1 protein-coding gene and 1 pseudogene are annotated in these 1,232 nt (G+C 46.8%); both read left to right on the top strand.

The features are described 5' to 3' along the window. A pseudogene (locus B7Y67_RS18530) lies at nucleotides 1–552 on the top strand (NADH-quinone oxidoreductase subunit G); the annotation flags it as partial. 8 nt (nucleotides 553–560) lie between these two features. Next, a partial coding sequence (locus B7Y67_RS18525; RefSeq protein WP_293599893.1) for an NADH-quinone oxidoreductase subunit H occupies nucleotides 561–1,232 on the top strand: 672 nt, incomplete at its 3' end.

The raw sequence follows: 1,232 nt of genomic DNA, 5'->3' as shown, positions 1-1,232 counted from the left end.
GTTTCTACTTTCATTAACTCAGAAGGCCGTGCGCAAACAATTCAACCAGCGGTAAAGCCTTTGGGTGATTCTCGTCCAGCATGGAAAGTGTTGCGTGTTTTAGGCGGCTTATTGAATTTAGATGGCTTCCTGTACAACATGCCTGAAGAGGTATTGGGTGAAGCGCTTGGTGAAAACTATTGCACTAAGCTATCAAATCAATCTACTGCAAGCGGATTGACTAATGGAAGCGCAGCTGTAGCAGCAGGTTTAGAGCGTTTATCTGATGTTGGTATTTACGCCGGCGACCAAATCGTCCGCCGTTCATCAGCACTGCAGTTAACGCGCGATGCTAAGCGCGGCAATCAAGTTGGATTAGGTCAAGCGCTCTTTAATGAGTTGGGCTTGAAAGAGGGCGATGCTGTGCGAGTGACTCAAGATAGTCAGTCCGTAGATTTGCCGGCCACATTGGAGGCGAATTTAGCTCAGGGCGCTGTCAGAATTTCTGCGGGCACTATGGCTAGCGCTAAATTGGGATCAATGTTTGGTCCTGTAACTGTTAGCAAGGCATAAGGGACGAGATGGATAATTTCTTGAACCTCGTTACCACCCAAGGTGAGGCCTTCTTTGGCTCACTATGGCCACTCGTTTGGGCTTTGGTACGTATCGTGATCATCGTGTTGCCAATGTTTGGCGCCGTTGCATACATGACTCTTTGGGAACGTAAGTTAATCGGCTGGATGCATATCCGACTCGGACCAAACCGTGTTGGTCCATTAGGTTTGCTACAACCTATTGCTGACGCTTTGAAGTTGCTCATGAAGGAGATTATTTCTCCTACTCGGTCTAGCAAAGTGTTGTATTTCATTGCACCGGTGATGGTGATCATGCCAGCTTTTGCTGCATGGGCAGTCATCCCCTTCCAAGCAAAAATGGTCTTGGCGGATGTCAACGCAGGTTTACTGTACGTCATGGCAATCTCATCTATTGGTGTTTATGGCGTAATCTTGGCCGGTTGGTCATCTAACTCCAAATATCCTTTCCTTGGCGCAATGCGTGCATCAGCACAAATGATTTCTTACGAAATTGCTATGGGCTTTGCATTGGTCACCGTATTACTGACTTCAGGTTCTTTGAATCTGAGTAGCATCGTTGCTTCCCAAGAGCAGGGTTATTTTGCTGGTATGGGATTGAACTTCCTTTCTTGGAATTGGTTGCCATTGCTCCCAATGTTCGTGATTTACTTTATCTCT

This window comes from Polynucleobacter sp. 35-46-11 (genome assembly GCF_002281105.1).
Note: the sequence above shows the minus strand (reverse complement) of the source record. Positions and strands in the feature narration are given on the sequence as shown.